Origin of the sequence: Quadrisphaera sp. GCM10027208, assembly GCF_042658805.1 — a bacterium.
GTDB lineage: Bacteria > Actinomycetota > Actinomycetes > Actinomycetales > SCSIO-59966 > SCSIO-59966.
In genome coordinates, this window is record NZ_JBHSRC010000006.1 from 33,009 (window position 1) to 45,112 (window position 12,104).

Here is a 12,104-nt window from a genome sequence, read left to right on the forward strand (position 1 = left end):
GCTTCGCCGCCGTTCCGCTCACAGACCGCCCTGAGACCCAGACCGCCCTGAGACCGAGGAGCAGCAGTGCCGCAGACAGATGTCAGCACGGATGCCAGCACGACCACGGACCAGGCCTCCGACCCGACGCCCGTGGACTTCTGGTTCGACCCGGTGTGCCCGTGGGCGTGGATGACCTCCCGGTGGATGGAGGAGGTCGAGCGGGTCCGGCCGGTGCGGGTCCGCTGGCACGTGATGAGCCTGGCCGTCCTCAACGAGGGGCAGGACGTGCCGGAGGAGTACGCCGCGCTGCTGCAGCGCGCCTGGGCCCCGGTGCGGGTGATCACCGCCGCGCGCGAGCTGCACGGCGAGCGGTACGTCAAGGAGCTGTACGACGCGATGGGCACCCGCATCCACCCCGGCGGTGACGACGACTTCGAGGGAGTCGTCGCCAAGGCCCTCGCCGAGGTGGGCCTGCCCGCCGACCTCGCCCGGTACGGCGCGCTGGACACCTTCGACGCCGCGTTGCGGGCCAGCCACGAGCGCGGCATCTCCCTCGTCGGCCAGGACGTCGGCACGCCGGTCATCGCGGTCCAGGGCGTCGCGTTCTTCGGTCCGGTCGTCACCCCGGCGCCTCGCGGACAGGACGCCGGGCGCCTCTGGGACGGCGTGCTCGCCGTCGCCTCGACCCCGGGCTTCTACGAGCTGAAGCGCAGCCGCGAGCAGGGACCGGTCTTCGACTGACCCGGTGGGTCACACTGACCCCATGCGCGTGCACATCGGCGGCGACCACGCCGCCTACGACCTCAAGGTCCACCTGCAGGAGCACCTGGCCGCCGCGGGGCACGACGTCGTCGACCACGGCCCGTTCCGCCTCGACCCGCTCGACGACTACCCGGTGTTCTGCCTGCGCGCCGCCGCCGCGGTGGCCGCTGAGCCCGGCAGTCTCGGCGTCGTCCTGGGCGGCTCCGGCAACGGCGAGCAGATCGCGGCCAACAAGGTCACCGGCGTGCGTGCCGCGCTGGCCTGGAGCACGCAGACAGCGCAGCTGGCCCGCCAGCACAACGACGCCAACGTCGTCTCGGTGGGCGCCCGGATGCACTCCCTCGAGGACGCGACCGCGATCGTCGAGGCCTTCCTCGCCGAGCCGTTCAGCGGGGACGACCGGCACCTGCGCCGGATCGACATGGTGAGGCTCTACGAGGAGCGCGGCGAGCTCCCGCCGCTGCCGCACTGACGTGCCCGAGGGGCACACCCTGCACCGGCTGGCCCGCCGCTTCCGGCGGGACCTCGCCGGGGAACCGCTGCGGGCCGCCAGCCCCCAGGGCCGCTTCGCTCAGGGGGCGGCGCTCCTCGACGGGCTGGTCCTCGAACGCACTGAGGCGCACGGCAAGCACCTGTGGCTCGGTTTCGCCGGCGACCGGTGGGTGCACGTGCACCTGGGCCTGTACGGGACGTGGACGTTCGGGGCCGGGCAGGCCCCCGAGCCGCGCGGCGCCGTCCGGCTCAGGCTGCAGGGCCAACGGTTCTGGGCCGACCTGCGCGGCGCCACCGCGTGCGAGCTCCACACCCCCGCCGAGAAGGCCGCCGTCCACGCCCGGCTCGGGCCGGACCCGCTGCGTCGCGACGGCGACCCGGGCCGGTTCGTCGCCCGGCTCACCGCCTCCCGTGCGCCGGTCGCCGGCCTGCTCATGCAGCAGGACGTGATCGCCGGCGTGGGCAACGTCTACCGGGCCGAGGCGCTCTACCGGGCGGGACTGGACCCCTACCTGCCCGGGCGCGCGGTGCCGACCCGGACCGCCGAGGACCTCTGGGCGGACCTGCGCGGCCTGCTGCGGGACGGCGTCCGCCGAGGGCGGATCGTGACGACCCTGCCGGTGGACCGCACCCGGCCCCGCGGTCGGGTCGGCGTCGAGGACGCCCACTACGTCTACCGACGCACCGGAATGCCGTGCCGGCGGTGCGCTGGGCCCGTGCGCACCGCGCAGCTGGCCGGACGCAACCTCTACTGGTGCCCGGTCTGCCAGCCGGCCGCCTGACCCGGCCTCAGAACACCCACCCGCAGTACGCCGCCACCGACCAGGCGAACGCCTGTCCGGCGCGCTCCAGCGACCCGGGCGTGTGCTCGACGACCCGGCCCGCCGCAGCCAGCTGGTGCAGCGTCTGGCCGCCGAGCCACGTCGCCCCCAGCGCCCGCACGTCGACGTCCAGGTCGGCGGTGGCCGACGTCCGGTCGCACCGCGCGCCGTCCGGGCCACCGCGCAGCCGCCACCGGCCGGTGTTCCACGGGCACAGCGGGTCCTCCACCCCGAGGACGACGTCGACGTCGACGGTGTAGCGGCGCGCCGCCAGGGCGGCCGGCAGATCCACCAGGCGCACCCACAGGCCGTCGGTGACCCGCGGGGTGGTAGCCCGCACGTCGTGCAGCAGGTGCACGAGCGGGTCGTCCACCGGACGCATGTCGGTTCGCACGCTCGCCATCAGGTCCAGGTCGCTCAGCCGTGCCCAGAGCACCCGGGTGGCGGCCGCGTCGACGGCGTGGGCCTCGCGGACGAGGACCTCGCCGCGCGGGCCGGCCTCCTCCCACTTCTCCTTGCGACGGAACAGGGCGTACCCGCGCGGCGCGCCGTCGCCGTCCCGGACGACGAGCAGCCGCAGCTGCTCGGCGCCGTCCCGCCAGGCCGGTGGGTCCAGCAGGACGCGCCGGGCCAGGTCGCCGTCCCGGGACACCATCCCGGGTCGCCGGGCCCGCACCGCGTCGTAGAGGTCGGCGACGAGACCGGTGTGCGCCTCGACGTCGGCCTTCTCCACGGACACCGTCAGCCCCTCGGTGCCGTCGACCTCGTGCAGCCCCGCCCGGCGCGGCAGGGTGAACCGCAGGCCCGCGCTCGCCTGGCCGTACCCGAACCGGCCGTAGATGGCCGGCTCGGCGGCCCACAGGGCAGACACCGGCTCGCGTCCCGCCTCGTGCACGGTGTGCAGGTGGTGGCGCACCATCGCGGTGAGCAGGCCGCGGCGGCGGTGCTGCGGGTGGACTCCGACCCAGGTGAGCCCGGCGGTCGGCACCTGGGCGCCGCCGGGCGCCGGGGTGCGCAGCGAGAACACCGAGTGGACGCCCGCGAGTCCGCCGTCGACCTCCACCCCGGCGGTGCGGTCCCACTCGAAACCGGTGAACGACGCAGCGGCGTCGCCCTGGTCCTCCACGAAGGCGAACGCCCACTGGTCGAGCTCGAGCACCTCCTCCTGCCGGTCGGCGCCGAGGGGGACGATGCGGGTGCCGGGGAAGGAGCTCATGGGAGAGCATGGTGGCAGCCGGACCTGCGCCGACTCGACCGGTTTACCGGCTGCGGGCCGGTAGGGTCCGCCAGGTGTGGCAGACCGTGCGACGACGCGTGCTGCCGACGCAGGCGTTCCTGCTGCTGCTGCTCACGGGGCTCGCGGTCGGCGTCGCGCTGCTGAGCGTCGAGCACGCTCGCTGGGTGCCGGTCACGACGATGGTCCCGGTCATGCTCATCGCCGCCTTCCTGCTGCGGGTACGGGCGATGGTGCTGCTCTACCTCGTCGTCGCCGCCGGCGTCCTCTACAGCGCCGTCGAGCGCACCGGCCAGCAGCCGATCGGTCCTGGCTCGCTTGCGGTCATCGGGGTGACCGCCGTCCTCACCCTGCTGTTCGCCCGCAGCCGTGAGCGCCTCGGCGTCCAGGGGACCCTCGGGGAGTCGATGCTCGTCGACCTGCGGGACCGGCTGCGGGCCCAGGGCAGCATCCCACCGCTGGCGCACGGCTGGGACGTCGAGACGGTGCTGCGCTCGGCGTACGGCGACTCCTTCTCCGGAGACTTCCTCGTCGCCAGCCCGGAGGGCTGCTCGGCGCTGGAGATCGTGCTCGTCGACGTGTCCGGCAAGGGCCAGGCGGCCGGCACCCGGGCGCTGCTGCTCTCCGGAGCCTTCGGCGGGCTGCTGGGCGCGCTGAGCCGGGAGACGTTCCTGCCGGCGGCCAACGCCTACCTGCTGCGCCAGCAGTGGGACGAGGGGTTCGCCACCGCCGTACACCTCGCGGTCGACTTCGCCACCGGTGACTACCGGATCGCCTCCGCCGGTCACCCTCCGGCGGCCCACTTCCACGCCGGGTCCGGCCGCTGGGAGCTGCTCGAGGGTGAGCACGGGCCGGCGCTCGGCGTCGTCGAGGGGGCCTCGTTCCCGGCGCGGACCGGCCGGCTCGACCGGGGGGACGCGTTGCTGCTCTACACCGACGGCATGGTCGAGACTCCCGGGCGCGACCTGGCGCTCGGCATCGACCGGCTCATGGGCATGGCCGAGCAGCTCGTCCGCCGCGGCGGGTTCTCCGGGGGCGCCCAGTGGCTCGTCGACGCCGCCGGCACGGGGGAGTCCGACGACCGCGCCCTGGTGCTGCTGTGGCGGTCGTGACGGTCAGTGGCTGCCGGCGCGCTCCGGCGGCTCGGCCGGCAGTCCCGGAAGCTCAGCCCGCACCTGCGGCAGCTCGGGCCGCACCCGCTCGGCGTTCCACCGGACCACCTGCGAGCCGGGGATCGGTCCGGAGAACCAGTACCCCTGGAGGTCGTCGCAGCCGAGCTCGGTGAGACGCGCTGCCACGGCCGAGTCCTCGATCCCCTCCGCGACCACCTCAAGACCCAGCCGGTGGCCGAGCTCGATGATCGAGGCGACGATCGCCTCGTCGATACCGCCACGGGTCAGCTCGGTGACGAACTGCCGGTCGACCTTCAGCTGGCGCACGTGCAGACCGCGCAGCTGGCCCAGACCGGTGAACCCGGCACCGAAGTCGTCGACGGAGACCTGGACGCCACGGGCACCCAGCGCCGCCACCACGGCCCGCGCCTCCTCCGGGTTCTGGGCGATGGCCGTCTCGGTCACCTCCAGCATGAGCAGCTCCGCGGGCCAGCGGTTCAGGGTCAGGGCCTCCTCGACGATGCCGAGGAGGCCGGGCTCGAGCATGGTGGCGCTGACGTTGACGTTCATCACCGTGAGGAGGCCTTCGGAGCGCCAGCGCGACGCCTCGCGCAGTGCGGTCAGCAGGACCCAGCGGGTCAGCGGCCGGATCAGGCTGGTGCGCTCCGCCAGCGGGACGAACTCCGACGGCGGCAGCTCGCCTCTGGTCGGGTGCCGCCAGCGCAGCAGCGCCTCGCACGCGGACAGCGCTCCGGTGCTCGCCGTCACGAGCGGCTGGTACAGCAGGGACAGCTCGCCGGAGTCCATGGCCCCCCGCAGGCGCGCGAGCGTCGCCAGGCCGTCGGTGGACACGGGGGACAGGTCGCCGGTGAAGCAGCAGACCCCGGAGCGGGTGCGCTTCGCCTCGTACATGGCGACGTCCGCGTGCCGCAGCAGGTCGGACAGGTCACGCCCGGCCTGCGGCGCCAGGGCGATGCCGACGCTCGCCCGCACGTCCAGGTCGACGCCGCCGGCCACGAAGCCGCCCGCTCCGAGGCCGGCGAGCAGGCGCTTGGCGAGTACGGTCGCCTCGGCCGTCGTCGTCGGCTCTGGCACCAGCACGGCGAACTCGTCGCCGCCCAGCCGGATCACGAGCGCGTCGTCCGCCGACACCGCCGCAAGCCGGGCCGCCACCTGGGCCAGCACCGCGTCGCCGACGGCGTGCCCGAGCGTGTCGTTGACGTCCTTGAAACCGTCGAGGTCCAGCACCATGAGCGCCGGGCCCCGGCCGTCGTCGTCCGGGGCGAGGTTGCCGAGAACTTTCTCGGCCCGCTCCGCCAGCACGAGCCGGTTGCCCAGGCCGGTGAGCGGGTCCACCCGTCCTCGCCGGGTGTGCTCGCGCTGGTGCCGGGCGAGCAGAAGCGCCAGCAGCCCCAGCACGAGGGCGGCCGACAGCACCACGAGCACCGTCGTGTGCGTCCCTGGGTCCACTGGTCGCCCTCCTCAGGCGCACCATCGGCGTGCCGACGGGCACCTTGAGGCCTCAGCGGCACGCAGCCACGAACGGTCCGGTGCCAGAGGCCCAGGTGACTGCACCCGAAAAGGCGTGAACAACCCCAAACCCGAGCAGAACGGTGGGGGGACCTGGATGGCCGGCCGGCACGCCGAGCGGGCGGCGGTACGGAGCGAGCGGGCGGTGCTGAGCGGGTGACGGGAATCGAACCCGCATGACCAGCTTGGAAGGCTGGGGCTCTGCCATTGAGCTACACCCGCACGGCCCGGGTCTGTGCGTCCAGGGCGCGGCGGTCAGCCTACCGGGACCACTAGCCTGGTGCCGCGAGCACCGCTCGCGCCGGCGCCGCAGGGACCGGCCGGGGTATGGCGCAGCTTGGTAGCGCGTCCGCTTTGGGAGCGGAAGGTCGCCAGTTCGAATCTGGCTACCCCGACCATCTAGCATGGGCCGCCGTGCCCTGCGTCGTGCCCTGCGCCGGGCCCGCCCGCCGCCGTGCCGGAGAACAGCCCGACGAACAGCCCAACGACCCACCTACCGCGACCCAGGAGTACGCCCCCGTGAAGAGCGCCGTCGAGACCCTCAACCCGACCCGGGTCAAGCTGACCGTCGAGGTGCCCTTCGACGAGCTCAAGCCGAGCATGGACAAGGCCTACCGGGAGATCGGCTCGCAGGTCCAGGTGCCGGGCTTCCGCAAGGGCAAGGTGCCGCCGCGGATCATCGACCAGCGCTTCGGGCGGGCCACCGTGCTCCAGGAGGCGGTCAACGACGCCCTGCCGCAGATGTACGCCAAGGCCGCCGAGGAGCACGAGCTGCGCCCCCTGGGGCAGCCGGAGGTCGAGGTCACCGAGGTGCCCGACCCGGCGAAGGGTGGCGACCTGAGGTTCACCGTCGAGGTCGACGTCCGGCCGACCCTCGAGCTGCCCGACTTCTCCACCCTGTCGGTCACCGTGGACGACGTCGAGGTGAGCGACGAGGACGTCCAGCAGCGGCTCGACCAGCTGCGTGAGCGGTTCGGCACCCTCACCGGTGTCGACCGCGGCGCCCAGGACGGAGACTTCGTCTCCCTCGACATCAGCGCCACCATCGACGGTGAGGAGATCGACACCGCCAAGGGTGTCTCCTACCAGCTCGGCAGCGGCACGATGCTCGACGGGATGGACGAGGCCCTGGCCGGCGCGACGGCGGGGGAGACCCGGACCTTCACCGCGCCGCTCGCCGGTGGCGAGCACGCCGGCGAGGACGCCGAGGTGACGGTCACCGTCCAGTCGGTCAAGGTGCGCGAGCTGCCCGAGGCCGACGACGAGTTCGCCCAGCTGGCCAGCGAGTTCGACACCATCGAGGATCTGCGCGCCGACCTGCGCAGCCAGGCCGAGCGCGCCAAGGCCATGGAGCAGGGGGTGCAGGCCCGGGACAAGGTCCTGGACGCGCTGCTCGAGGCCGTCGACGTCCCGGTGCCCTCCAAGCTGGTCGACGACGAGGTGCACCGTCACCTCGAGGCCGAGAACCGGCTCGACGACGACACCCACCGCGCCGAGGTCGCCGAGGAGGCGCACAAGGCGCTGCGGGTGCAGTTCCTCCTCGAGGCCATCGCCGAGCAGGAGGAGGTCCAGGTCAGCCAGCAGGAGCTGATCGAGTACCTCGTCGCCGCGGCGCCGCAGTACGGGATGGACCCGAACGCGTTCGCCAAGGCCCTCGACGAGGCCGGTCAGATCCCGGCCATGGTCTCCGAGGTGGCTCGCCGCAAGGCCCTCGCGGTCGCGCTCGAGCGGGCCACCGTCACCGACGCCTCCGGGCGGACCGTGGACCTCGACGCCCTCGTGCCGGGCGCCGAGGGCGAGGGGCAGGCGTCGGAGGAGTCGGCAGACTCCGCAGACTCTGCTGATTCTGCCGACTCTGCCGACAGTGTCGAGTCTGCTGACTCCGCGGACAGTGCTGACTCTGCTGACAGCGCCGATCGTGCCGAGTCTGCCGACTCTGCGGACAGCCCGCAGCCCACGGACCGCACCGACTCGCCGTCCTGATCGTCAGCGACGCCCCCGTCCCACCCCGCGCGGGGCCGGTGCCCCCTTCCGTGATCATGCAGTTCCGCCACCCTCCCGTCCCGCGTTGGACCGGCGCTCCTCTCGGTGATCATGCAGTTCCGCCACCCTCCTGTCCCCCGGCGTGCCGGGTCGGGGGTGTCGTCGTCCGTGACTGACGTGCGCCGACAGCGAACAGGCCCTGGTCCGGGGACTCGGCCGTCGGGCCCCCGCGTTAGGGTCGCTGAGACCGTCCGGCGCGGGCCTTCGCCGCCCGGACCCGACTGCGACACCAGATGTCCTCGACATGGATGGAGCCCCGAACCGATGGAGCGCACCAGCACGAGCGAGCCGACGACCGGCGCGCCGCAGGCCCGCGGCACCGGCCAGGCGATGGGCCTGGACGACCACATCTACCAGCGGCTGCTCAAGGAGCGGATCATCTGGCTGGGGTCCGAGGTGCGTGACGAGAACGCGAACGCCATCTGCGCGCAGATGCTGCTGCTCGCCGCGGAGGACCCCGACAAGGACATCTTCCTCTACATCAACAGCCCCGGCGGCTCGGTGACCGCCGGCATGGCCATCTACGACACCATGCAGTACGTCAAGCCCGACGTCGCCACGGTGGCGATGGGGCTGGCCGCCTCGATGGGGCAGTTCCTGCTCTCCTCGGGCGCCAAGGGCAAGCGGTACGCCACCCCGCACGCGCGGATCATGATGCACCAGCCCTCGGGCGGCATCGGCGGCACCGCCAGCGACATCCGGATCCAGGCCGAGCTCATCCTGCACATGAAGACCCAGCTCACCGAGCTCATCGCCGGGCAGACCGGGCAGACCGTCGAGCAGATCACCAAGGACGCCGACCGCGACCGCTGGTTCACCGCAGCGGAGGCCAGGGACTACGGGTTCATCGACCACGTGGTGGCCAGCGCCGGCGACGTCAGCGGCGGCGGCGGTACGAACGCCTGAGCCCACCGGACCACTTCTAGCGAGGAGCACCCCCGTGAAGATCGACCCCCGCCGCCCGGGCCACTCCGCCGCCCCGGCACCGACGAGCCGCTACATCCTGCCGCAGTTCGAGGAGCGCACGGCCTACGGGTTCAAGCGCCAGGACCCGTACACGAAGCTCTTCGAGGACCGCATCATCTTCCTCGGCGTCCAGATCGACGACGCCTCCGCGGACGACGTCATGGCCCAGCTCCTCGTGCTCGAGGCACAGGACCCCGACCGCGACATCATCATGTACATCAACTCGCCCGGCGGCTCGTTCACCGCGCTGACGGCGATCTACGACACCATGCAGTACGTCAAGCCGGAGATCCAGACCGTCTGTCTCGGGCAGGCGGCGTCCGCCGCGGCGGTCCTGCTGGCGGCCGGCGCGCCGGGCAAGCGGCTCGCGCTGCCCAACGCCCGGGTGCTCATTCACCAGCCGGCGATGGCTGGCGGCGACTACGGCCAGGCCTCCGACATCGAGATCCAGGCCAACGAGGTGCTGCGGATGCGCACGTGGCTGGAGGAGACCATCGCCCGGCACTCCAACCGGACCGCCGAGCAGGTCCGGCAGGACATCGAGCGGGACAAGATCCTCACCGCCGACGCAGCCCTCGACTACGGCCTGGTGGACCAGGTGCTGGCCAGCCGGAAGGGCCCCGTCGGCGTCAGCTGACAGCCCCGCCGGCCGGCCGGGCGGGCCCATCGAGGTGACAACACGCCGACGGACCCACCCCTGCCGCTGACACGGCGGCCCCGGTGGTGTGCAATGGGGGTACCGAGTCCGCCGGCAGGCGGACCCGCGACAGGAGGGAACTCGTCCGTGGCACGCATCGGAGACGGCGCGGATCTGCTGAAGTGCTCGTTCTGCGGCAAGAGCCAGAAGCAGGTCAAGAAGCTCATCGCCGGTCCCGGCGTGTACATCTGCGACGAGTGCATCGATCTCTGCAACGAGATCATCGAGGAGGAGCTGGCCGAGGCCAGCGAGCTCGGCCTCGTCGAGCTGCCGAAGCCGAAGGAGATCTTCGACTTCCTCGAGGAGTACATCGTCGGGCAGGACGCCGCGAAGAAGGCGCTCGCGGTGGCGGTCTACAACCACTACAAGCGCATCCAGGCCGGTGAGCCGTCCCGTCGGGGCGAGGAGCAGATCGAGCTCGCCAAGTCGAACATCCTGCTCATCGGACCCACCGGGTCGGGCAAGACCTACCTGGCCCAGACACTGGCCAAGATGCTCAACGTCCCGTTCGCGATCGCCGACGCGACGGCGCTGACCGAGGCCGGCTACGTCGGCGAGGACGTCGAGAACATCCTCCTCAAGCTGATCCAGGCGGCCGACTACGACGTCAAGAAGGCCGAGACCGGGATCATCTACATCGACGAGGTCGACAAGATCGCCCGCAAGTCGGAGAACCCGTCGATCACGCGCGACGTCTCCGGGGAGGGTGTCCAGCAGGCGCTGCTGAAGATCCTCGAGGGGACGACGGCGTCCGTCCCGCCGCAAGGAGGCCGCAAGCACCCGCACCAGGAGTTCATCCAGATCGACACGACCAACGTCCTGTTCATCGTCGGCGGGGCGTTCGCCGGTCTGGAGGACATCGTGTCGGCCCGGATCGGCAAGCGCGGCATCGGCTTCGGCGCGTCCCTGCACAACCCCGCGGAGACGCCCGACCTGTTCGCCGAGGTGATGCCGGAGGACCTGCTGAAGTTTGGACTCATCCCCGAGTTCATCGGCCGGCTGCCGGTCATCACCACCGTGTCCCACCTCGACCGCGACGCGCTCGTGCGGATCCTCACCGAGCCGCGCAACGCGCTCGTCAAGCAGTACCAGCGGATGTTCGAGATCGACGGGGTCGAGCTCGAGTTCACCCCCGACGCCCTGGGTGCTGTGGCCGACCAGGCCATCCTGCGCGGTACCGGTGCCCGTGGACTGCGGGCGATCATGGAAGAGGTCCTCCTGCCGGTCATGTTCGACGTCCCCTCCCGCGACGACGTCGCCCGCGTCGTCGTCAGCCGCGAGGTCGTCCTGGAGAACGTGCTGCCGACTCTCGTACCGCGGGAGAAGACGACCCCGCGCAAGCGCGAGCGCCGCGAGAAGTCCGCCTAACTTCGTGATCATGCAGTCCCGCCACCCCGCGTGACTCGCCCGTGATCATGCAGTCCCGCCACCTCACCAGGTCCGCCGGCTGATCTGCGGCTCCATCCCGAGCAGCTCGCCCACGCCGCGCTCGAAGGCGAGCGAGGAGCCGAGGACCTCGCCCAGCCCCACTCCGACGACGTGCCAGCCGAACCGGCGGGCCAGGTCCTCGCGCCGGCGCCGGTCGTGCTCGACGTGCTCAGGCCGGGAGTGAAACTCCCTGCCGTCGTACTCGATCGCGATGCGCCGTCTCGACCAGCCAAGGTCCAGCCGGTACACGCCGGTGCCGTTGTGGTCGCGGATCCAGACCTGTGTCTCCGGTGCCGGGAAGCCGGCGTCGACGATGCGCAACCGTGTCCACGACTCTCCTGGCGACTCGCTGCGCGGATCGCACAGTCCGACGAGCCGGCGAGCTCGTGCGACGTTGCGTCCACCGCTCCAGTCGTGCAGCCGGGACAGCATCTCCGTCGGGTGGCACAGCCCTGCGCGGGCGATCGCGTCGAGGCAGCCGAGGGCGACGAACGGCCGCAGGTACCGGGCGAGGTCGCACGCGGTCCGCAGCGGCGTGGTCACCGGAACCCCGTGCGCGAGCGCGATGTCGTCCTCCGACAGCGAGGCCTCGTACGCGCGCACTCCTGCCCGGCGCAGCGGCGTGGTCCCCGTCCGGACGACGACCTCGAGCGGGAGGGGGACGTCGAGTTCGCCCGGCCCGCGGGCATCCACTCCGTGCACCCAGGCAGCGGTGCGGCGTCCCACCGCCGCGTCCGGCGGCAGGACGAGGCTGACGGCCTGGGCGCGACGAACCGGGTCGCCCACTGCACGGGCGTCGAGGTAGACCCCGCGGACCGGCTGGACGACCATGCCCGCCGCGAGCAGTGCGTCGAGCTCGTGACGGCTCAGCAGCAGACCGGGGAGGTCACGCCGGCGAAACGGCGGCAGCACGTCGGCGGACAGCTGCGGTGTACGGATGACCATCCCTGCAGGGTGCCGCGGGTTCGCTGCAGGCGTCGGCGGTCATCCACAGGCAGGGGGCTGCTTCCAGCGCAGCCCAAGGGTGGCGGGATTGC

11 protein-coding genes and 2 tRNA genes are annotated in these 12,104 nt (G+C 72.5%); 9 read left to right on the forward strand and 4 right to left on the reverse strand.

The genetic code is table 11. From position 1 onward, the window contains the following. Positions 1-66: 66 nt before the first annotated feature. Genes ACFP6A_RS10785 through ACFP6A_RS10795 form a run of 3 tightly spaced genes read left to right on the forward strand, consistent with a single transcriptional unit; the run spans position 67 to position 2,018 of the window. Positions 67-723, forward strand: a complete 657-nt coding sequence (locus ACFP6A_RS10785; RefSeq protein WP_379603532.1) for a DsbA family protein — start codon at positions 67-69, stop codon at positions 721-723. 22 nt (positions 724-745) lie between these two features. Continuing rightward, a complete protein-coding gene (locus ACFP6A_RS10790; protein WP_379603533.1) occupies positions 746-1,216 on the forward strand; it encodes a ribose-5-phosphate isomerase in 471 nt (156 codons plus the stop codon). A 1-nt stretch (position 1,217) separates the two neighbouring features. Next, positions 1,218-2,018 (forward strand): Fpg/Nei family DNA glycosylase, encoded by an 801-nt coding sequence (locus tag ACFP6A_RS10795; RefSeq protein WP_379603534.1) that lies wholly within the window; start codon positions 1,218-1,220, stop codon positions 2,016-2,018. A 7-nt stretch (positions 2,019-2,025) separates the two neighbouring features. On the opposite strand, the gene ACFP6A_RS10800 is transcribed toward ACFP6A_RS10795, so the two are convergent. After that, positions 2,026-3,273 carry a GNAT family N-acetyltransferase gene (locus ACFP6A_RS10800; protein WP_379603535.1) on the reverse strand — a complete coding sequence of 416 codons (1,248 nt, stop codon included), beginning with the start codon at positions 3,271-3,273 and terminating at the stop codon, positions 2,026-2,028. An 86-nt stretch (positions 3,274-3,359) separates the two neighbouring features. Here ACFP6A_RS10800 and ACFP6A_RS10805 point away from each other — a divergent pair, with 86 nt between their 5' ends. Beyond that, entirely contained in the window at positions 3,360-4,403 is a 1,044-nt protein-coding gene (locus tag ACFP6A_RS10805; protein ID WP_379603536.1) for a PP2C family protein-serine/threonine phosphatase, read from the forward strand. Positions 4,404-4,406: 3 nt separating this feature from the next. Here the strand turns inward: ACFP6A_RS10805 and ACFP6A_RS10810 are convergent, their stop codons facing one another. Together ACFP6A_RS10810 and ACFP6A_RS10815 are read right to left on the reverse strand one after the other, a co-directional pair. Next, positions 4,407-5,873, reverse strand: a complete 1,467-nt coding sequence (locus ACFP6A_RS10810; protein ID WP_379603537.1) for a putative bifunctional diguanylate cyclase/phosphodiesterase — start codon at positions 5,871-5,873, stop codon at positions 4,407-4,409. A gap of 211 nt (positions 5,874-6,084) precedes the next feature. Further along, positions 6,085-6,155: transfer RNA gene (locus tag ACFP6A_RS10815), tRNA-Gly, on the reverse strand. A 99-nt stretch (positions 6,156-6,254) separates the two neighbouring features. Here ACFP6A_RS10815 and ACFP6A_RS10820 point away from each other — a divergent pair. From ACFP6A_RS10820 to clpX, 5 genes are all read left to right on the forward strand, one after another. Beyond that, a tRNA-Pro gene (locus ACFP6A_RS10820) sits at positions 6,255-6,331 on the forward strand. 121 nt (positions 6,332-6,452) lie between these two features. Next, complete coding sequence (tig, locus tag ACFP6A_RS10825; RefSeq protein WP_379603538.1) at positions 6,453-7,916, forward strand: trigger factor; 1,464 nt, start codon at positions 6,453-6,455, stop codon at positions 7,914-7,916. A gap of 390 nt (positions 7,917-8,306) precedes the next feature. Beyond that, positions 8,307-8,882: an ATP-dependent Clp protease proteolytic subunit gene (locus tag ACFP6A_RS10830; RefSeq protein ID WP_379603687.1), complete on the forward strand. Its 576-nt coding sequence runs from the start codon at positions 8,307-8,309 to the stop codon at positions 8,880-8,882. 34 nt (positions 8,883-8,916) lie between these two features. After that, the gene (locus tag ACFP6A_RS10835; RefSeq protein WP_379603539.1) at positions 8,917-9,579 is read left to right on the forward strand and encodes an ATP-dependent Clp protease proteolytic subunit; all 663 of its coding nucleotides are present in this window, start codon (positions 8,917-8,919) and stop codon (positions 9,577-9,579) included. 147 nt (positions 9,580-9,726) lie between these two features. Beyond that, complete coding sequence (gene clpX / locus ACFP6A_RS10840; RefSeq protein ID WP_379603540.1) at positions 9,727-11,007, forward strand: ATP-dependent Clp protease ATP-binding subunit ClpX; 1,281 nt, start codon at positions 9,727-9,729, stop codon at positions 11,005-11,007. Between the two features lie 63 nt (positions 11,008-11,070). Here the strand turns inward: clpX and ACFP6A_RS10845 are convergent, their stop codons facing one another. After that, positions 11,071-12,012 carry a type IV toxin-antitoxin system AbiEi family antitoxin gene (locus ACFP6A_RS10845; protein ID WP_379603541.1) on the reverse strand — a complete coding sequence of 314 codons (942 nt, stop codon included), beginning with the start codon at positions 12,010-12,012 and terminating at the stop codon, positions 11,071-11,073. Positions 12,013-12,104: the final 92 nt, after the last annotated feature.